18 protein-coding genes are annotated in these 17,668 nt (G+C 65.4%); 8 read left to right on the top strand and 10 right to left on the bottom strand.

Annotation, left to right across the window (positions count from 1 at the left end; all coding sequences use genetic code 11):
• Positions 1–139: 139 nt before the first annotated feature.
• Positions 140–1,663 carry a CoA-acylating methylmalonate-semialdehyde dehydrogenase gene (locus PC39_RS08030; RefSeq protein WP_353252858.1) on the bottom strand — a complete coding sequence of 508 codons (1,524 nt, stop codon included), beginning with the start codon at positions 1,661–1,663 and terminating at the stop codon, positions 140–142.
• Between the two features lie 314 nt (positions 1,664–1,977).
• Between PC39_RS08030 and PC39_RS08025 the strand changes: the two genes are divergently transcribed.
• Positions 1,978–3,360 (top strand): GntP family permease, encoded by a 1,383-nt coding sequence (locus PC39_RS08025; protein WP_353252877.1) that lies wholly within the window; start codon positions 1,978–1,980, stop codon positions 3,358–3,360.
• A 100-nt stretch (positions 3,361–3,460) separates the two neighbouring features.
• The gene (locus PC39_RS08020) at positions 3,461–3,733 is read left to right on the top strand and encodes an Lpp/OprI family alanine-zipper lipoprotein (RefSeq protein WP_353252857.1); all 273 of its coding nucleotides are present in this window, start codon (positions 3,461–3,463) and stop codon (positions 3,731–3,733) included.
• 70 nt (positions 3,734–3,803) lie between these two features.
• On the opposite strand, the gene PC39_RS08015 is transcribed toward PC39_RS08020, so the two are convergent.
• Genes PC39_RS08015 through PC39_RS08000 form a run of 4 tightly spaced genes read right to left on the bottom strand, consistent with a single transcriptional unit; the run spans position 3,804 to position 6,626 of the window.
• On the bottom strand, positions 3,804–4,733 hold the full coding sequence (locus PC39_RS08015) for a L,D-transpeptidase family protein (RefSeq protein ID WP_353252856.1): 930 nt from the start codon (positions 4,731–4,733) through the stop codon (positions 3,804–3,806).
• A complete protein-coding gene (locus tag PC39_RS08010) occupies positions 4,733–5,725 on the bottom strand; it encodes a ketopantoate reductase family protein (protein ID WP_353252855.1) in 993 nt (330 codons plus the stop codon). Before PC39_RS08010 ends, PC39_RS08015 begins: the two co-directional genes overlap by 1 nt.
• 33 nt (positions 5,726–5,758) lie before the next feature.
• Positions 5,759–6,400 carry a pyridoxamine 5'-phosphate oxidase gene (pdxH, locus tag PC39_RS08005; protein ID WP_353252854.1) on the bottom strand — a complete coding sequence of 214 codons (642 nt, stop codon included), beginning with the start codon at positions 6,398–6,400 and terminating at the stop codon, positions 5,759–5,761.
• Positions 6,401–6,410: 10 nt separating this feature from the next.
• The gene (locus PC39_RS08000; protein WP_353252853.1) at positions 6,411–6,626 is read right to left on the bottom strand and encodes a dodecin; all 216 of its coding nucleotides are present in this window, start codon (positions 6,624–6,626) and stop codon (positions 6,411–6,413) included.
• A 160-nt stretch (positions 6,627–6,786) separates the two neighbouring features.
• Here PC39_RS08000 and PC39_RS07995 point away from each other — a divergent pair, with 160 nt between their 5' ends.
• From PC39_RS07995 to PC39_RS07980, 4 genes are read left to right on the top strand one after another with little or no spacing between them, the layout of a single operon-like run.
• Positions 6,787–7,776: a YhdH/YhfP family quinone oxidoreductase gene (locus PC39_RS07995; protein ID WP_353252852.1), complete on the top strand. Its 990-nt coding sequence runs from the start codon at positions 6,787–6,789 to the stop codon at positions 7,774–7,776.
• 18 nt (positions 7,777–7,794) lie between these two features.
• Positions 7,795–8,925, top strand: a complete 1,131-nt coding sequence (gene prpC / locus PC39_RS07990; protein WP_353252851.1) for a bifunctional 2-methylcitrate synthase/citrate synthase — start codon at positions 7,795–7,797, stop codon at positions 8,923–8,925.
• Between the two features lie 16 nt (positions 8,926–8,941).
• A complete protein-coding gene (locus PC39_RS07985; protein ID WP_353252850.1) occupies positions 8,942–9,931 on the top strand; it encodes a carbon-nitrogen hydrolase family protein in 990 nt (329 codons plus the stop codon).
• Positions 9,928–10,368, top strand: coding sequence for a hypothetical protein (locus PC39_RS07980; protein WP_353252849.1), 441 nt, complete (start codon positions 9,928–9,930; stop codon positions 10,366–10,368). The genes PC39_RS07985 and PC39_RS07980 overlap by 4 nt, the downstream gene beginning before the upstream one ends.
• Here PC39_RS07980 and PC39_RS07975 read toward each other — a convergent pair.
• Positions 10,330–11,571: a serine hydrolase domain-containing protein gene (locus PC39_RS07975; RefSeq protein ID WP_353252848.1), complete on the bottom strand. Its 1,242-nt coding sequence runs from the start codon at positions 11,569–11,571 to the stop codon at positions 10,330–10,332. The two genes, PC39_RS07980 and PC39_RS07975, sit on opposite strands and share 39 nt — an antisense overlap.
• A gap of 66 nt (positions 11,572–11,637) precedes the next feature.
• Between PC39_RS07975 and PC39_RS07970 the strand changes: the two genes are divergently transcribed.
• Positions 11,638–12,030 (top strand): TA system antitoxin ParD family protein, encoded by a 393-nt coding sequence (locus PC39_RS07970; RefSeq protein ID WP_353252847.1) that lies wholly within the window; start codon positions 11,638–11,640, stop codon positions 12,028–12,030.
• 3 nt (positions 12,031–12,033) lie between these two features.
• Positions 12,034–12,648 carry a hypothetical protein gene (locus PC39_RS07965; protein ID WP_353252846.1) on the top strand — a complete coding sequence of 205 codons (615 nt, stop codon included), beginning with the start codon at positions 12,034–12,036 and terminating at the stop codon, positions 12,646–12,648.
• A 93-nt stretch (positions 12,649–12,741) separates the two neighbouring features.
• On the opposite strand, the gene PC39_RS07960 is transcribed toward PC39_RS07965, so the two are convergent.
• From PC39_RS07960 to PC39_RS07945, 4 genes are all read right to left on the bottom strand, one after another.
• On the bottom strand, positions 12,742–13,542 hold the full coding sequence (locus PC39_RS07960; protein ID WP_353252845.1) for an SDR family NAD(P)-dependent oxidoreductase: 801 nt from the start codon (positions 13,540–13,542) through the stop codon (positions 12,742–12,744).
• A 381-nt stretch (positions 13,543–13,923) separates the two neighbouring features.
• A complete protein-coding gene (locus PC39_RS07955; RefSeq protein WP_353252844.1) occupies positions 13,924–14,958 on the bottom strand; it encodes an RES family NAD+ phosphorylase in 1,035 nt (344 codons plus the stop codon).
• Between the two features lie 5 nt (positions 14,959–14,963).
• Positions 14,964–15,896, bottom strand: coding sequence for a sce7725 family protein (locus PC39_RS07950; RefSeq protein ID WP_353252843.1), 933 nt, complete (start codon positions 15,894–15,896; stop codon positions 14,964–14,966).
• A gap of 6 nt (positions 15,897–15,902) precedes the next feature.
• Positions 15,903–16,724 (bottom strand): sce7726 family protein, encoded by an 822-nt coding sequence (locus PC39_RS07945; RefSeq protein WP_353252876.1) that lies wholly within the window; start codon positions 16,722–16,724, stop codon positions 15,903–15,905.
• Positions 16,725–17,668: the final 944 nt, after the last annotated feature.

The following is a 17,668-nucleotide window of genomic DNA, read 5'->3' as shown; positions in this document are numbered from 1 at the left end:
GTGCCCTGTGTCTCTGTGGTTCATTCATGGATAAACCGTACACCGTCCCATTTGAACCACAGAGTCACAGAGGCACGGAGGGCTGAAAAGGAAAAACAGCCTCTTTTCTCTGTGTTCTCTGTGCCTCTGTGGTTAACCGTTATTTCATGTTGATCGTCAGGTTCGGGCCGCTCGCCGGGATGTCGGACTCGAACCAGCGCGAGATCACGGTCTTGGTCTCGGTGAAGAACCGGAACGCCTGCTTGCCGTAGGCGTGCAGGTCGCCGTAGAAGCTGCCCTTGGCGCCGGTGAACGAGAAGAAGGGCACCGGCACCGGGATCGGGATGTTCACGCCCACCTGGCCGACCTCGATCTCGTGCACGTACTTGCGCGCCGCGGCGCCGCTGGCGGTGAAGATCGAGGTGCCGTTGCCGTAGGGGTTGGCGTTGATCAGGGCGATGGCCTCCTCCAGGGTCTCCGCCTCGGTGACGCACAGCACCGGGCCGAAGATCTCCTCGTCGTAGACGGTCATGCCGGGCTTCACGCCCGAGAACAGGGTGGGGCCGACCCAGTTGCCGTCCGGATAGCCCTCGACCGCGCAGTCGCGGCCGTCCAGTTCCAGGGTGGCGCCCTCCTTCTCGCCCTGGGCGATCAGATCCTTGACCCGCTGCGCGGCGCGCGGGTTGATCAGGGCGCCGTAGCCGGCCTCGGGGTCGTCCCAGCGCCCGGGCCGGACCTGCTCCATCGCGGCCTTGATCTCGGGCAGCCAGTCGCGGGCCTCGCCCACCAGCACGGCCACGGAGTTGGCCATGCAGCGTTGGCCGGCGGCGCCCACCGCCGAGCCCACCAGGTTGTTGATCGCCTGCGACTTGTCGGCGTCGGGCATCACCACCATGTGGTTCTTGGCTCCGGCGAAGGCCTGGCAGCGCTTGAGGTGGTCCGTGGAGGTCCGGTAGACGTGCTGGGCCACCGGCACCGAGCCCACGAAGGACACCGCCTTGATGGTGTCGTGGGTCAGCAGATAGTCCACCTGCTCGCGGGCGCCGTGCACCACTTGCAGTACGTCCTTGGGGAAGCCCGCCTCCAGGAACAGCTCGGCGAGCCGGTTGGGCGTCATCGGGTCCTGCTCGGAGGGCTTGAGCACGAAGGTGTTGCCGGTGACGATCGCGATCGGGAAGAACCACAGCGGGATCATCGCCGGGAAGTTGAACGGCGTGATGCCCGCGCACACCCCCAGCGGGTGCGTGATGGTGCGGGTGTCGATGCCCGAGGCGACGTTCTCGGCCGACTCCGCCAGCATCAGCGCCGGCGCGTTGCAGGCCTGCTCCGCCACCTCGATGCCGCGCCAGACGTCGCCCTTGGCGTCGGCGAAGGTCTTGCCGGTCTCCTTGGCGAGGATCTCGCCGAGCTCGTCGTGGTGCTCCTTGAGCAGCGCCTGGTAGCGCAGCATGAGGCGGGCGCGCTCGGCGACCGGCACCTCCTTCCAGGTCTTGAAGGCCTCGGCCGCGGAATCCACCGCCGCGGCCATCTCGTCGCGCGGGGTGACGGGGGCGCGCGCCAGGACGTCCTGCGTGGCCGGATCGGTGACGTCGATCCAGTCCGAGGCCTTGCTGTCGCGGAATGCTCCGCCGATCAGGTTCGGCAGGTGCGGCACCTGTCGCGTCTCCTCCGGTTTGCTCGCCATGACGTCTTCCCCGTTGTCGTGTGTCGTGTGTATCGGGCGCGGTCCCGACCGATCCTAGCGCCTATCCGGCGACGGCATCACTCCTCGAACGGGTAGTGCCCGGATTGGAAATCGGGATAGCCATCGCGCGCCGCTCTCGAGCCCGCGAATCGAGTCGGGCGGTTATATCACAGGGCAAAGCCGTTCGAAAACGACGGTTATCGACGCTACCGTCATGCATGCCGGGACGAAAGCCTTTATGATCCGACGGGTTCCGCCGTGCCCGCGAGGCGGCCGGCGGGACACAAGAACGAACGTGCGGGAAGGAGAGAACTATCCTCGGAGTCGTCGGCATCCTGGTGTCGCTGGCCCTGCTGATGTGGCTGGCCTATCGCGGTGTATCGGTCATCATCCTGGCGCCCGTGCTGGCGATGCTCGCGTGCCTGTTCCAGGCCGACGACGTGCCCCTGCTGGCCACCTACACCCAGGTGTTCATGGAGTCCATGGGCGGCTTCGCGATCAAGTTCTTCCCCATCTTCCTGCTGGGCGCGATCTTCGGGAAGCTGATGGAGGACTCGGGCTGTGCCCGTTCCATCGCCCTGGCCTTCCGCGACCGATTGGGCGCGCGCCACGGCATCGCCGCGATCGTGCTGGCCTGTGGACTGCTGGAATACGGCGGCGTGTCCGCCTTCGTGGTGGCGTTCGCGGTCTACCCGCTGGCCGCGGCCTTGTTCCGCGAGCTGGACATCCCCAAGCGCCTGGTGGGCGGCACCATCGCCCTGGGCGCCTTCACCTTCTCGATGACGGCGCTGCCCGGCACGGCCCAGATCCACAACCTGATCCCCATGCCCTATTTCGGTACCGACGCTTTCGCGGCGCCGATCCTGGGGCTGGCGGCCGCGGCCGGCATGTTCGGCGGCGGCGTGCTCTGGCTGAACCGGCGCATGCGCGTGGCGCGGTGTGCGGGCGAGGGCTACGGCAGCGGCCACATCAAGGAACCGGAGGCCCAGAACGGTCCCGTGCCGGGGTTCTGGGTGGCCCTGTTGCCGATCGCCGTGGTGATCGCCACCAATTACCTGATGACCGCGCACGTGATCCCGGCCTGGGACACCGGCTACCTCGCCAAGGAGACCTACGGCGAGGTGAGTATCGACGACGTGCGCGGTCTCTGGGCGATGATCGCGGCGCTGCTGGCGGCCAACCTGGCGGTCGCGGCGATCCACTACCGCAGCCTGGCGCGGCTCAACCGCTCGCTCACGGACGGCGCGATGGGCTCGCTGCTGCCGACCTTCAACACCGCCAGCGAGGTGGGCTACGGTGCCACCATCGCGTCGCTGGCCGCCTTCGCCCTGGTCAAGAACGCCGTGATCAACATCTCGCCCGGCAACCCGCTGATCTCTGAGATGGTGGCCGTGAACGTGCTGGCGGGCATCACCGGCTCCGCCTCGGGCGGGTTGTCGATCGCGCTCACGGCCCTGGGCGACAGTTATCTGGAGATGGCCCGCAGCGCCGGCATCGATCCCGGGTTGATGCACCGCATCGCCTCCATGGCCTCGGGCGGCTTCGACACGCTGCCCCACAACGGCGCCGTGATCACCCTGCTGACCATCTGCGGTCTTACCCACCGGCAGGCCTACCTGGATATCGCCATGGTATCGTTGGTGATCCCATTCGCCGTGACCGCGCTCTCGGTGTTGACGCTGAGTGTCGTCATTTGACGACTGTTTCGCTTGCGCCGATGCCTGTGCTAGCTTGATTCACGGTATTTCCGGGGGGTTCCCCCGCTATCGCTGGTGACCTGGCAATCAGGAGAACGTTATGACCAAGAATGTATGGAAGGGGTTGATTCTCGGCGGACTGGTGGCGGTTGCCGCCGGTTGCGCCAGCAACGACGATCTGCGCAGTGAGATCGCCGACGTCCGCAGCATGGCCCAGGATGCGCAGAGCACCGCGAATGCGGCGAAGCGCACGGCCGACTCGGCCCAGCAGACCGCCGATCGCGCCATGAAGGCAGCCCAGGAGGCCAAGTCCTGCTGCGAGGCCAACTCCAAGCGTATCGAGCGCATGTTCGAGAAGTCGCAGCGCAAGTAAGCGCCCGCTTCTCGGGAGAGAGAAGAACCCCGTCGGGGTGACCCGGCGGGGTTTTTTCATGCCCGGCCTCTCAGGGCGTCTTGGAGGCGACCTGCTCGTTGCCCACCGAGACCGGCACCCCGTCGGCGGTCTCGGCCGCGTTCTGGGCGAGGTTCCAGTCCACCGGGAAGTCCGGACGCTGGCGGGTGGCCGCGATCACGCTTTTCACCAGCGGGGTGTAGCTGCCGACCCGCGAGCGGCCGTTGGCGTCCGGCGGGTGGGCCTCGACGTAGAGGGTGCCGTCCAGCCAGCCGGCCTTGTAGGGCTGATCGATGATGCGCACGGTCGTACCCGCGTCCACCATCGAATACAGGGCGGCGATGTCCTCGGGGTACAGGCGGATGCAGCCCGAGCTCACGCGCATGCCGATGCCCGCCGGCTTGTTGGTGCCGTGGATCAGGTAGCTGGGGAAGCCCAGGTAGAGCGCGTATTCGCCCAGCGGATTGTCGGGCCCGGGCGGCACCACGCGCGGCAGTGGATCGCCGTCCTCGGCGTGCTCCTTGCGGATCGATGCCGGCGGGTACCAGGTGGGCCGGTCGGCGGTGCGCACGATCCGGGTCTCGCCCAGGGGCGTGCTCCGGCCCTCGCGGCCGATGCCCAGGGGATAGGTGATCACCTTGCCGGCGTAGGGCGAGTCCTTGGCCGGGTAGTAGTAGAGCCGCATCTCGCTGAGGTTCAGGACCAGGCCCTCGCGCGGCGCGTCCGGCAGCACGTAGCGGGTGGGCAGCACGACCCGGGTGCCCTCGCCGGGCAGCCAGGGATCGACGTGCGGGTTGGCCAGCCGCAGTTCGCGGTAACCGATGTCGTGGCGGCGGGCCACGTCCACCAGGGTGTCCTGCGCCCGGGTCCGGATCTCGCGGACTTCGCCGATCACGTCGTTGCCGGGCGCGGGCCGATCGTAGACCGCGGCCTCCACGGCGGGCATGCACAACAGCAGGCAGACGAGTATCCAGGCGCGCATCAGGCGTTCTCCAGCCTCCGAAGGAGTTGTTGCGGGGTCAGGGGGTCCGCCGCGCCGTCCTTCTCGCGGTCGTGGATCAAGCGTATCAGTTCGGCATTGGCGGGGGTCGCCACGCCGTGCGTCCGGCCGAGGTCGACGATGGCGCCGTTGAGGGCGTCGATCTCGGTGGCCCGGCCGGCGCGCAGGTCCGCGAGCATGGACGGATAGGCCTCGTCCGAGAGGCCGTTCTTGCGGCGGGCGACCCACAGCGGCAGGCCGCGGCCGTGCAGCAACAGCCAGCGGTAGACGCGGTACGGCACCGGCACCGGCAGGTCGTAGCGGATGCCGGCTGCGTCCAGCACCGCGATCGCCTCGTCGAGCACGGTGACGAAGGCACGCACCAGGTGCCGATCGCCGAACAGGTCGGCGAAGCCGGTGGCGGTGGCGGCGCACACGGCGTTGTTGAGGTTGATCAGCAGCTTGCCCCACTCGGTGGCGTCGTCGCCGCGCCCGACCGTCATGCCGGCCCGGCGTAGCGATTCGGCCTGCGGCGGTAGCTCGGCGGCACGGAACAGGATTTCGGGCCGCGTAGTCAGCCGCGCCGCCAGCGGCGCCTCGATCCGGGCGTTGAACATGATCGTCACCGGCATCACGGTATGCCCCGGAAAGCGGGCGGCCACCCGGTCGCCCACGCCCACGCCGTTGAGACAGGGCAGCAGGACAGTGTTCTCGCCCAGATGTCCGTCGAGTGCGTCGAGCGCGGCATCGAGCCCGCCGTGCTTGACCGCGAGGTAGACGTAATCCGCCCCGCCGGCGCGGTCCTCGATCGGCGGCGCCGGGACGTCCACGACGCCCTGGCCGGCGCTGTCCGTCACCGTCAGGCGTTCGACGTCCGCGTAGTCGGCGAGCCGCCCGGGCCGTACCTGCAGGCGTACGGATTCGCCGGCCGCGGTCAGGAATCCCGCGAGCACGGTGCCCACCGCGCCCGCTCCCACGATCCTGTGCTCAGCCACGGTGCGACCGCGCCGTCATCGCGAAACAGCCTCTCAAGGCGCCAGCCGCTCGCGCCGCCAGCCGCCGTCCGCGCGGGTGTAGCGCAGACGGTCGTGGAGCCGATTCTCGCGCCCCTGCCAGAACTCGATCTCCTCGGGCACCACGGCATAGCCGCCCCAATGCGCCGGTCGCGGCACCGGGCCGTCGCCGAAGCGCTCCGTCAGCTCGGCCACGGTGTCCTCCAGCCGGGCCCGTCCCTCGATGGGCCGGCTCTGGGGCGAGGCGTGCGCGCCGATCTGGCTGCCACGCGGCCGGGTGCCGAAGTACTCGTCCGACACCGTCGCCGGCAGGCGCCGCACCGGGCCGCGCACGCGGACCTGACGTTCCAGGCGGTCCCACCAGAAGGCCAGCGCCGCGAACGGATTGCTTTCCAGCTCGCGGCCCTTGCGGCTCTCGTAGTTGGTGTAGAAACGGAAGCCGTCGGCGCCGTAGCCCTTGAGGAGCACGATGCGCGCCGAGGGCAGGCCCTCGGCGTCGGCCGTGGCCAGGGTCATGGCGCTGGCGTCGACCAGGTCGGCCTCGCGCGCCTCCGCGAACCAGCGCTCGAACAGCGCCAGCGGGTCGTCGGGGGCGTTCGCCTCCTCCAGGTCGGTACGGTTGAGACGGGCCGTCCAACCCTGTGTGACATCGCTCATGCCCGGGACCTCACAGGCTCGACTCCATGGTGAAGCCGATCTTGAGCGTAACCTGCCAGTGGGCGACGACACCGTTCTCGATGTTGCCGCGGGTGTCCGTGACCTCGAACCAGCGCATCTGGCGCACGCTCTGGGAGGCCTCGTGGATGCCGTTGTGGATCGCCTGCTCCAGGCCCTCGGGCGAGGAGCCCACGACCTCGATCACCTTGTAGACGTGTCCGCTCATGAATCGGTCTCCTGACGTCCGGAATCCCGCAACCGGGATTCCCGCGGAAAATGTCCGCGCTATTGTGCCGTGTCCCACGCTTGGATACATCCGGCGCCGGCGGTGCGCCGCCGGCTGACACTCGTGCTAGCCTTGGCGCCCTGCAAGAGGAGGCGAGATCATGCGGGCACTGCGTATACACAAGACCGACGACGGCAGCGAGGCGCGGCTGCAGGACGTGGCCCTGGACGAATTGACCGCGGGCGAGGTGGTGATCGCCGCGCGCTATTCGTCGGTGAACTACAAGGACGCCCTCGCGGTGACCGGCAAGGGCAAGATCCTGCGGCGTTTCCCGCTGAACGGCGGTATCGACGTGGCGGGCGTGGTCGAGTCCAGCGAGGACGATCGCTTCGCCCCCGGCGACGAGGTCCTGGTGACCGGCTATGCCATGAGCGAGGAGCGCGACGGCGGCTACGCCGAGTACGTGCGCATCCCCGCCGATTGCGTGGTGCCGCGCCCGAAGGAGCTGTCCCTGTTCCAGTGCATGGCCCTGGGCACGGCCGGCTTCACCGCCGGTTTCGCGTTCCGCCGCCTGCGCGAGAACCGTCAGGCGCCCGAGCAGGGGCCGATCCTGGTGACCGGCGCCACCGGCGGCGTCGGTTCCTTCGCCGTGGACATCCTGTCGAACGCGGGCTACGAGGTGGTGGCGGCCACGCGCAAGACCGACACCGCCGGCGATTACCTGCGCGGCCTGGGCGCCGCCGAGGTGATCTCGCCGGAGGCCGTCGAGGACGACGGCAAGCCCCTGTCCGGCGCCCGCTGGGGCGGGGCCGTCGATAATGTCGGGGGGGCACTACTAGAAAGGGTGGTGAAACAGGTCGTGCCCTTCGGCAACATCGCGGCGATCGGTCTCGCCGGCGGCGTCGGCCTGAAGACGACCGTGCTGCCGTTCATCCTGCGCGGCGTGAGCCTGGTCGGCATCCACTCGGTGGAATGCCCCATGGATTGGCGCCGCGAGATCTGGGCCGATCTCGCCGGGCCCCACCGGCCGGCGAACCTGGACAGTGTCGTGAAACAGACCGTAGGCTTGCGCGACCTCAAGGAGGTCTGCGAGTCGATGCTGGCCGGCGAGACGCTGGGCCGCACCGTGGTCGACCTGCACAAAGAATAGGATTAAGCGAGGAGTGTCATGAGCAAGCCCGAGAACACCGCCGGCCTCGCCGGCGTCACCGCCGGCAAGACCGCCATCTGCACCGTCGGCAAGCAAGGCGTCGGCCTCACCTACCGCGGTTACTCGATCGAGGACCTGGCCGAGAAGACGGAGTTCGAGGAGGTCGCCTACCTGCTGCTCAAGGGCGAGCTGCCCACCAGTCAGGAACTGGCCGCCTACAAGAAGAAGCTCCAGGGCCTGCGCGGCCTGCCGGAGGGCGTGAAGACCGCGCTCGAGCAACTGCCGGCGGACAGCCACCCGATGGACGTGATGCGCACCGGCTGCTCGGTGCTCGGCTGCATCGAGCAGGAGACCGATCCCGCCAGCCAGCAGCAGGACGTGGCCGATCGCCTGCTCGCCAGCTTCTCCTCGATGCTGCTGTACTGGTACCACTACGCCAACAACGGCAAGCGCATCGAGGTCGAGACCGACGACGACAGCATCGGCGGGCACTTCCTGCACCTGCTGCACGGCAAGCCCGCCAGCGAGGACCACGCCCAGTGCATGTCCACCTCGCTGATCCTGTACGCGGAGCACGAGTTCAACGCCTCCACCTTCACGGCGCGCGTGGTCACCGCGACCCTGTCGGACTTCTACTCCGCGATCACCGGCGCGATCGGCGCCCTGCGCGGGCCGCTGCACGGCGGCGCCAACGAGAAGGCGATGGAACTGATCCAGACCTTCAAGGACGCCGACGACGCCGACCGCGGCCTGCACCAGATGCTGGCGAACAAGGAAAAGATCATGGGCTTCGGGCACCGGGTCTACAAGACCTCGGACCCCCGCAACGCCATCATCAAGGAGTGGAGCCGCAAGTTCGCCGGCGACGACGCCTACAAGAAGAACCTGTACGACATCTCCGAGCGCATCGCCCAGATCATGTGGGACGAGAAGAAGCTGTTCCCGAACGCCGACTTCTTCCATGCCACGGCCTACCACTTCATGGGCATCCCCACGCCGCTGTTCACGCCCATCTTCGTGATCTCGCGGCTCACCGGCTGGGCGGCGCACATCTTCGAGCAGCGCGCGGACAACCGCCTGATCCGGCCGTCCGCGGACTACGTGGGCCCGGAGCTGCGCGAGGTGCCGACGCTCGCCGAGCGCGGCTGACCGGCGGATCGTCGTCATGGTCGGGACGCTCCCGGTCGCCGCGGTCCAGATCGAGGCACGGCCAGGGCGTCTCGCCGACAACCTCGCCCAGGTCGAGCGCCTGGCCGGCGAGGCCTTCGCCGCCGGCGCCCGGCTGGTGGCCCTGCCGGAGTTCTTCACCACGCCGCTGATCACGGGCGCGCCGTCCTCCGAGGCGGTGCTGCCCGCCGGCGACAACCAGGCCCTGGACCTGCTGCGGCGCCTGGCCCGCGAGCACGGCGGCGCCATCGGCGGCTCCTTCCTGGTCGCCGACCGCGGCGAGGTCTACAACCGCTACCACTACGTCCAGGCCGACGGCCGCGTCTTCACCCACGACAAGGATCTCCCCACGATGTGGGAGAACGCCTTCTACACGGGCGGCTCGGACGACGGCGTGTTCGACACCGACATCGGCGGCGTGGGCGCGGCGGTGTGCTGGGAACTGATCCGCGAGCAGACGGTGGCCCGCCTGCGCGGTCGCGTGGACCTGGCGATCACCGGTACCCACTGGTGGGACATGCCGGATAACTGGCCCGGCGTGCCGACCCTGCTGGGGCCCATCTCGCAGTTCAACCGCTACCTGTCGGAACAGGCCCCGGTCGAGTTCGCGCGGCGGCTGGGCGTGCCCGTGATCCAGGCCAGTCACGGCGGGCGGCTGCGCGGCGAGTTCCATTTCCTGCCCGGCCTCGACCTGCGCGTGCCCTATGCCACCCGCTTCGTCGGCGCGACCCAGATCGTCGCGGCGGACGGCACCGTGCTCGCCAGCCGGAATGCCCTCGACGGGCCCGGCTGGGTGGCCGCCGAGATCGAGACCGGCGCCATCGAGCCGCGGGCGCCGGCCGAGCCGGGCCGCTACTGGATCCCCCGGCTGCCGCTGCTGCATCGGCTCTACTGGCACCATCAGAACTGGGTGGGACGTAGTCTCTACCGGCGCCGCGGGCGCGACGCCGGGCTGCGGGCCGCGCGGCGCGCGGGTGAGGGCACATGAGTCCCTACGAGCTGGGTCTGCTCTGCGCCGGCGCTTTCCTGCTGGCCGGCCTGCTCACGGGGGTGTGGAAATACCGCCGGATCATGGTCTCGGCCGAGGCCGCGGCGCCGCAGTACGTCGATATCGCCCACCGCGCGGCCCTCATGTACAGCTTTGCGTGCGTGGTGCTGGCATTGCTGGCCGAGCGCAGCCGCTGGCCGGACTGGCTGGACAGCCTCGCCATCCTGGTGTCGGTGCTGTTCTTCGCCCTCGCCGTGGCCAGCTATGTGCTGCACGGCTGGCTGCGCGACACCGACAACCAGCTTGCGCGGCCGCACCGGCTGGGTGACCGCACCGTGCCGCCCGCGGCCATGGTCGCGTTCATGCTCGCCCTGATCGCCGGCGAGATCGGCGGCCTGCTAATCCTGATCTCCGGGTTTCTCGCCGGGCTCGCGTAGGGCGTCGCGGATCGCGCGGAAGACCGCGATCGACTCCGCGGTGTTCTGGTGATAGTGCGGATCGACGGCGGTGCGGGCGATCACCAGGTCATCCGGCTCGGAGACGTAGATGTATTGGCCCCAGACCCCGGAGGCGAAATACTCGCCCGGCGCGTAATCGGCCGGCACCCACCAGTGATAGCCGTAGCCGCGCGGCCCGTAGGGATAGGGCGAGGCCCCCGGTTCCAGGTAGGGCGCGTCCGGCGTGGTCGCCGCGCGCACCCAGTCCGCGGGTAGCAGGCGCTCGCCGCGCCAGCGTCCTTTCTGCAGATAGAGTTGACCGAGCCGGGCGTAGTCCCGCAGCCGCGCGTTGAGGCAGCAGAATGCCAGCGCGGTGCCGCCGGCTTTGTCGCGGTCGATGTTCCAGAAGGCATCCCCGGCGCCCAGCGGGTGCCACAGTTTCTCCTCGAGGATGGCGGGCAGCGCCCGGCCGCCGTGGACCGCGCGCAGGAGCATGCCCAGGGCCTGGGTGTTCAGGCTGATGTAGTGGAAGACCTCGCCCGGCGGTCGCGCGCGGCCGTAGTCGGCGGTGGCCTCGTCCGCGCGCCAGCCGAACAGGAACACCTTGAGGAAGAACCGGTTGATGTCCGAGAGGCGGTCGTCGTAGACCTCCTCGAAATCGACGCCCGAGGCCATCCGCAACACATCGCGGATGGGCACGCCGTCGTAGCCGGTGCCGGCCAGTTCGGGCACGTAGTCGGTGATGGGATCGTCCAGGGAGTCGATGCGTCCCTCGGCCGCGGCCATGCCGACCAGCGTGCCCACGAAGGACTTGGCGACCGACCAGGAGGTGAGCCGGCTGTCGGCGTCGGCGCCGTTGAGATAGCGCTCGTGGACGATGCGGCCGTCCTTGAGCACCAGCAGGCCGGTGGCGGTGATGCGTTCGAGGAAGCCGTCCAGGGTCCGGCGTTCGCCGCCGAAGCGGTAGTGCACGTCCAGCGGCCGTTCGGCGTGCGGGAATGCGTGTGGCGCCGGCGAGGCGTCGATCCGCCGGGCCGGGAACACCGCGTCCATGTGCCGGAAGTTCGCCACCCGCCGGTCCGGGGCGAACAGGGCGTTCATGGTCAGCGGGTCGTAGGCCGACCAGGGCCGGGTCGCGAACAGGACCAGGCCCACGACCAGCAGCAGGAACAGGACGGCGGCGGCGGCGAGGATGCGTCTCATACGGCGGATTTCCCTCCTTGGCGTTCTGCTAGGATGGTCGCAGATTGCAACCACGAGGGCCAGGCCATGTCGGTCGCCATCAAGGTCAATGACGATATCGCTGCCGCGGCGCGGGCCGAGGCCGACCTCATGAGCCGCTCCATGACCGAGCAGATCGAGCATTGGGCCCGGATCGGCCGGGCCCTGGAGCGCCAACCGGGCGTGTCGATGGCGCGGGTCCGGACGGCCCTGGAGGCGGGCCTGGATTTCGACGATCTCGGCGGCGACGAGCGGGCCGTGGCCCTGGGCGTGCTCGAATCGATCGTGCTCGATCCCAAGGGCGACCGCGGGCTGCAGCGTGGCATGGCCGAGGCCGGTCAGTGCTACGCGGTGCTGGACGATGCCGGGCGGGTGGTCGAGGTCCGGCCCAACGGCCGCCGGCGCGTGATCGCCGATGTCGACGCCCTGAAGACGACCTGACCGGTGACCGCCGAAGCAGCAGCCGTTGCCGCGCCGTTCCTGTGGCTCGTCGCCGGCGCGGACGCCGCCGGCAAGAGCCACTACCATCGCCGCAACGTCGCCACGCGCTTGCGGCTGCCCCTGGTGGATCCCGGACGTATCGCCCGCGGTCGCTGGCCGCGGGCCCCCGAGCGCCACACCGACGAGGCACGGCACCGGGCGGCGGCGACGCGCGACGCATTGCTCGCCGCCCGCCGCAGTTTCGCGGTGGAAACCGTGTTCGCGAGCGCCGCGGATTTGGATTTCCTGGCGCGTGCCAAGGAGGCGGGCTATGTCACGTGGCTCACGCTGGTCGGGCTGGGTTCCGCCGATCTCGCCGTGGCGCGGGCGTACCTGCGGGCGCGCGAGACCGGCCGACCGGCACCGTCGCCGGGCGCCATCCGCGCGGGCGATACCGGCTTGCGGGAGCGGGTGCCGTCGGCGGTGCCCCTGGTCGACCGGCTGATGGTGGTGGACAACGGCGAGCGCGGGCGGGCCCTGCGCGACGTGCTTTTGTTCGAGCACGGGCGTGCCACCTGGCGGGCGCGCGACCTGCCGGATTGGGCGGTGGTGCTGTTCGCTGATTTTTTAAGAGACTAACCACAGAGACACGGAGTCACAGAGCAAAGAACAGGTTTAATCCTCAAGACACATTCTTTTGGGTTCGCCCTCTGTGTCGCTGTGCCTCTGTGGTTAATCTTCCATCTGCTTTCGCAGCTTCTTGGCGCGGTAGTCGAAGACCCGCGCCATGATCGACGTGGTCAGTCCCGGAGCCGCGGTCTTGGCGACCGCCATCGCCTCGCCGACGCGGCGGGCGATGCGCGCCGGGCGCTTGGCCACGGCGTCCACCATCCACTGCGCGGCCTCGTCCGGCGACATCATGGAGATGTTGTCGTACATCTTGGTGGGCGCCGTCATGGGGGTGCGCACCAGCGGGTAGCAGATCACGGTCACGGCGATGCCGGTATTCGCCAGTTCCGCGGCCAGCGACTGCGAGAAGCCCTCCAGGGCCGCCTTGCTGCCCACATAGGCGGAAAAACGCGGCACCGGCGCCAGGGTGGCGAAGCTGGAGACGTTCACGATCTGGCCGCTGTCGCGTTCCAGCATGCCGGGCAGGAACGCCAGGGTGAGCTGGACCGCCGCGAAATAGTTGATCTCCATGGTGCGGCGGTAGTCGTGCAGCCGGTCCAGGGCCTCTCGGATGGGGCGCCGGATGGAGCGGCCGGCGTTATTGATCAGCACGTCGACGTGGCCGTGTTCGGCCAGGATGCGCTCGGCGCACCGCGCGACCGCCGCCTCGTCCGTGAGATCGGCCGGATAGGCCCAGGCCTGGCCGCCGGCCGCCCGGATGTCGTCGGCGACCCGTTGCAACTCGTCCTCGCGCCGGGCCACCAGGCAGACCCGGGCACCCCGCTCGGCCAGCCGCCGGGCGCCCGCCTCGCCGATGCCGCTGGAAGCGCCCGTGATCACGATGGTCTTGTCCGCGATCGCCATGTCCTCTCCTGACGGATTGAGAGCGTCCGGCAATCGTAAACGATCGATTCCTCAATGGGCATTCGCGAGTCGACGCCGGAAAGTTGGCCGCCCGATGAGTGGTTGATGATCCGGGTTGGCACGGGAGCGCCGTCCATTACGTTTGTATGGCCAGTGCGGCGGATAGATGGCGTGCCGGTAGGCGAAATTGGTGTCGATTACGTGATGCGTGTAATGGCTGGGCTCGCCGTCCTCCGACTGGCTCCAGCGGGACTGAACGAAATCGACCCAACTAGATCATTCGCTTATCCCAGGCAACGAGTTTCAGTCTGTTTTGTGTAAAATAAAGGTCTGACTACGAAAACTTGGGAATAGCGACGGAATTCGAATCGATCTTACGAATTATGTCTCGCGCGAAGTAACCTCAACGCACACAGATACACGCTTAATGGCGTACCTAGTTACGCTTCCCCCTGTTGCTCTATTCGGATCGAATAGCGCCAAGTTAATTCCGTCACTTACAGCGCTCCGATATACTACGCCATCGTAACCACAATTTTTAACGAGTTCGCATAAGTACTGGCTCGGAATATAGTCGATAGCCGCACCAGACGGTAGCACTGGGCGCGTAAGCTCTTCACCAAGCCGCTCCATAAACGGTAAATCTGCCCGCAGCTGCCCTATAGCGCTTGCATCAGCGAGCAGAAAAGGCGATACCAATTTGCGTGGTTCACGAAGGTCAACGGCTTTAAAGGGGCCATCGACCGTGAAGTCTGCTACGCACGCTTGTTCTCCCGTGTGTGGACGAATCTCGGAAATCGCCGTCTCAGGGAGTGAGCCAAGATACAGATACGGGATACCTGCAGGATTCGCGCGACCATGCGATGCCGACCTCTTCGGCGGTGCTCCCATCTTATCTATAGGATATATTTCGTCTCCCTCAATTAGCCGCGCTCTATACCACGTTTTCGGCAACTCATCCGCGATGAGGTGAGCCAACAAGCCACCGAGTTGCTCAGTGTCGAAATCGACATTAAGGAACCAACGATTCCGATACATTATCTCGTCACGAAGCGTCTTCCACTGCACCAGACCTTCGCTCTCAAAGCTTGCGGACGGCATGAAGCCCTGTCTTACGATATCTCCGTCATCCAGAATCTCACCTAACAGTTCCTTGGCATGCGCAGCGTCCATACGCGGATGACTGAAAAGCGCCCAGTCCTCTTTCATCCAGTCAACCAAGAGCCGGCCAGCGTCATTTGGCTCATACGTGTCGACGAGCAACTCGAAATATGCCGAAAGCCTACGCGGTTCGACTAGGTCTACATCTGACGACCCACAGAAGTCGCAAGTTCCTTTTACTGGATTGAGAGACGGGAATATATCTTTCCGCAGGCCGCGGTCATCGAAGCATTCTGGGCAGCAACGAGCGACCATTATTTTCAGTTGAGGTAATCGGCTAGCGTTTCAATGTGATGCTTCATGGAGAGCTTTTTAACGTAGCCCAAGCCAGGGAAGTGTCCATTCGCGTGAAGTTGCCGAAACTCCTTTATGGCACTCGTTTCAAGGACGTGGGACTCGTCTGAGTCTATCGTTTCAATCAACTCATCCAACGCCTCCTTGAACTTGCCGGCAGGATCCGTAGGCGTATCTTTAGTCTTCGACACGAAGTGATAGATATACATCTCATCGTCCCTGTCTGCGTCGATGAACGTCAGGTGAATAGCTACTGCATAGGCCGGACCTCCCCCCTCACTATAGTCGTCTCCAACGATGAGGAAGTCCCCGAAGCCATCCATTCCGATCTCTTTGAAGGTGACATGCAAGTCGGAGAACACCTCCACCGAGGGATAATCGGCATTGCGTCGTCGCTCAAATCCATCTTTTAGTAGAATGCGAGTGGCATCTGCAAAATGTTTTCTATACAACAATCCATGTTGTTCAAAAAAGACGTTCTCGGTTTGGTCGATCTTGTGACCGAGTTTGCCTACCAGGGATTTAGCCTGCGTGAAGCCAGCGTGGACGAATACTGGCTGGTGGTCTGCGTGCTCCTCGTAGTACCTGACAGCCTCTTCTGCCGTCATGTCTTCTGTGAGGAGAATCCCCGCAGCGATTGAATCGTTGGAGTCGAATTCCCCTTTGAGAAGTGCAGTGATGTCAGTGCCGTCGTCACTGTGCTCGCCGTGATGGGGGTTTACGATCACAATCGCCTTTCCTTCAGCATCGCTGATCGCGCTAAGTGTGCGATGCAGTCCTCTCAAGGACTCCCTGACGGGCTCAATAATTGGGACGAAACTTGACCGAGAGAGGATTTCCGCGGTTTCCCGGATGGCAATGAGCTCGAACTGTTTTCCTCTAAAGTATGGGTGGTACATTCCCAACTAACTCCAACGCATCGCCCTGTCCAGTGACGTGTTAACGGCAGCAACAACTCGCTGGTGCTCCTTAGGTTTGAGCCTAATGGAGAGTGCGGCGGCATGTAACGAAGATGGGAGTCGATCTACAAGGTCACCTAACGGAGACAGACTGCGGGTATCCTTGAGCGTTGCGACCATTGCCCGATGCACAGCTGCGGGTTCTTGCCGAGCGAAGATAGAACGCATTTTCGAGTGGAGTTGGGTGTTCGGCACATCCGGTATACGCTGGCCCAAGGTTTTGAGCACGCGCTGTGCTTCGTCTGAACGGAGGGATTCGAAGACTGTCTGTGGGCAAACCTGCTCTGGCTTAGTAGCCGCGGTGCGCTGACTGCTGAGCTGGAAGCGCGACGAGAGACAGATAACTCCGACATCTTCGGGCATCCGCTCTAAAATGCGCTCGACGTGGTTCGGGCTCGCGACGATATTAACGGATGCGAATACTTTCTTATAGTTTTCGACTTGATGTGCCAATCTATCCAGTGAGTCCCTCTCAGACTTAATCTCGTAGACCGTCGCTGTTCCATTGAGAATTACTAGGTCTGCCTTGCAGGCGCCGGCACGGAATTCGCTCAACATGCATGCAGTTTTTAACGAGTGCTTTCCTAAGAGAATTTTGCGCGTTAGTGCTGCACGGTATACGTATTCGTCGCGCTGACCCGCTCTCTTCAACTGACGAAAGGCAGCATCAAAGCTATCACCGACGGTTTTGTTCGCGCCGGACAGGTCAACAAGTCCAGTGGATGGCAGTAGTCGCGCGAAGGTGGCGGAGCGGCCAACACGAGCCATCTCGCGGAATACTGTGGATGAAAACAGTCGTGAAAGCGCGCTAAATTTTGTTGAACCTTGTCCCACACACCACCTATACGCGCGGTCAATGATCCTGTTCCGAACAAGAGCGACGCTGAGATTAGCGGGCAGCCTGAGAGTTGTAACGTATGCTGCAGAACCTTAACTTAATGAGTGAGCCTGCTGCCAAGGATACTGTGCAAATAGCACTGAGTATAGGTAGAACAAAAGCCCTTGTATCGACCTTCCGTAGAAATTGTATCCATTGAGTCGGGGAGTCTTTCTGTAGACTGGCGTACAGTAGGACTCCTTAAGAAGTGATTCACCCACGAGTAGATCATATTGATTTCGCGTGAAATCAGGGCCTGAAACCCACCCAAGTCTTCGTTGCCGTAGCCCGCAAACTCACGGGTATCGCCTTCAGCTTGATGGCTAACCAAACTACCCAAGTATTTGACCGGCGACCATAGAACCTCTCCTGAGTAGCGTTAACTACCTCTGTCATAGGCAAGACTCGGACGGGCGGCGCTTTGTCTACCAGTATTTCGGTTTCGAGGTGCGATTCTGGTTTCCGTGAGAGGCTGAATCGGCAGTTTGAATTCGGCTAACGCGCTGGACTGGGCATTGGCACAAGTCGAACCTTGTGACCTGAGCCAGTGCTGTCGAGTTCAGCCGGGTGTTACCGGCGCGTGCAGTTAAAAGCCGTCAAGTGCTCCTCGTGAGAGTCACCGCAATGCGACCGCGCTCCAGCCGACTACGGTGTAGGAACCTTAAATTCCCGTCGTATGTAGTAAGGCGGCAGCCGGTTCTCGCGGTCCATTTATTCCACGTAAGCGGGGTACTACGCCTCAACGATTCGGTAGAGCAGCAGCTCGTTCTGGGCGGTGGCTTTGGCGGCGCGCCGCCTTGCCTGCGACACGCACGCTCAATCGTGGACGACCTTG

It is taken from the genome of Salinisphaera sp. PC39 (assembly GCF_040361335.1).
GTDB lineage: Bacteria > Pseudomonadota > Gammaproteobacteria > Nevskiales > Salinisphaeraceae > APNM01.
The sequence above is the reverse complement of the archived record's forward strand: the minus strand, read 5'-3'. Positions and strand labels throughout refer to the sequence as shown.

Excerpts from the sequence above, each read along its gene's own strand:
- PC39_RS08015 (WP_353252856.1), bottom strand. The coding sequence starts at position 4,733 with ATGCGCGCCTGGATACTCGTCTGCCTGCTGTTGTGCATGCCCGCCGTG.
- PC39_RS08000 (WP_353252853.1), bottom strand. The coding sequence starts at position 6,626 with ATGAGCGGACACGTCTACAAGGTGATCGAGGTCGTGGGCTCCTCGCCC.
- PC39_RS08030 (WP_353252858.1), bottom strand. The coding sequence starts at position 1,663 with ATGGCGAGCAAACCGGAGGAGACGCGACAGGTGCCGCACCTGCCGAAC.
- PC39_RS07975 (WP_353252848.1), bottom strand. The coding sequence starts at position 11,571 with ATGAGACGCATCCTCGCCGCCGCCGCCGTCCTGTTCCTGCTGCTGGTC.
- PC39_RS07955 (WP_353252844.1), bottom strand. The coding sequence starts at position 14,958 with ATGGTCGCTCGTTGCTGCCCAGAATGCTTCGATGACCGCGGCCTGCGG.
- pdxH (WP_353252854.1), bottom strand. The coding sequence starts at position 6,400 with ATGAGCGATGTCACACAGGGTTGGACGGCCCGTCTCAACCGTACCGAC.
- PC39_RS07945 (WP_353252876.1), bottom strand. The coding sequence starts at position 16,724 with ATGGCTCGTGTTGGCCGCTCCGCCACCTTCGCGCGACTACTGCCATCC.
- PC39_RS07995 (WP_353252852.1), top strand. The coding sequence starts at position 6,787 with ATGCGGGCACTGCGTATACACAAGACCGACGACGGCAGCGAGGCGCGG.
- PC39_RS07980 (WP_353252849.1), top strand. The coding sequence starts at position 9,928 with ATGAGTCCCTACGAGCTGGGTCTGCTCTGCGCCGGCGCTTTCCTGCTG.
- PC39_RS07985 (WP_353252850.1), top strand. The coding sequence starts at position 8,942 with ATGGTCGGGACGCTCCCGGTCGCCGCGGTCCAGATCGAGGCACGGCCA.
- PC39_RS08020 (WP_353252857.1), top strand. The coding sequence starts at position 3,461 with ATGACCAAGAATGTATGGAAGGGGTTGATTCTCGGCGGACTGGTGGCG.
- PC39_RS07960 (WP_353252845.1), bottom strand. The coding sequence starts at position 13,542 with ATGGCGATCGCGGACAAGACCATCGTGATCACGGGCGCTTCCAGCGGC.
- prpC (WP_353252851.1), top strand. The coding sequence starts at position 7,795 with ATGAGCAAGCCCGAGAACACCGCCGGCCTCGCCGGCGTCACCGCCGGC.
- PC39_RS07970 (WP_353252847.1), top strand. The coding sequence starts at position 11,638 with ATGTCGGTCGCCATCAAGGTCAATGACGATATCGCTGCCGCGGCGCGG.
- PC39_RS07950 (WP_353252843.1), bottom strand. The coding sequence starts at position 15,896 with ATGTACCACCCATACTTTAGAGGAAAACAGTTCGAGCTCATTGCCATC.